The sequence below is a fragment of the Streptomyces sp. 4F14 genome (assembly GCF_048159485.1).
Classification (GTDB): Bacteria; Actinomycetota; Actinomycetes; order Streptomycetales; family Streptomycetaceae; genus Streptomyces.
Map to the genome: position 1 here is coordinate 1 of NZ_JBLRVY010000249.1, position 364 is coordinate 364.

Consider the following 364-nt stretch of genomic DNA (forward strand, 5'->3'; position numbering starts at 1 on the left):
GACAGCCTCTACGGCATCTCCGGCTCGGGTAAGTACCAGCTCAACATCACCGGCCGCGGCAAGGTCGCCCTCATGACCTCCGGTATGCCGCTGATGATGACGGTGACACCCGACAAGTACGTCAACTGCGACGCCGACGCCATCGTCGCCTGGTCCACCGGTCTGCGGGTGCAGATGCAGGCCCAGACGCACTCCTCCGGGGTGTGGCGGCGGCGCGGCAACACCGGCGAGGGCTGGGAGCTCAGCCTCATGGGCTCCGGCTTCGCCCTCGTCCAGCCCAGCGAGCTGCTGCCGCCGCAGAACGCCCAGGTCGGCTCCGGCCTGGCCGCGCAGTACGGCATGGGGCAGCAGGGGGCCCGGGGGC

1 protein-coding gene is annotated in these 364 nt (G+C 70.6%); it reads left to right on the plus strand.

Going from position 1 to position 364, the window contains the following annotated elements; genetic code table 11:
- Window positions 1-364: AIM24 family protein (locus ACLZOT_RS50560; protein ID WP_416976064.1), on the plus strand; the 364-nt coding region annotated here is incomplete at both ends.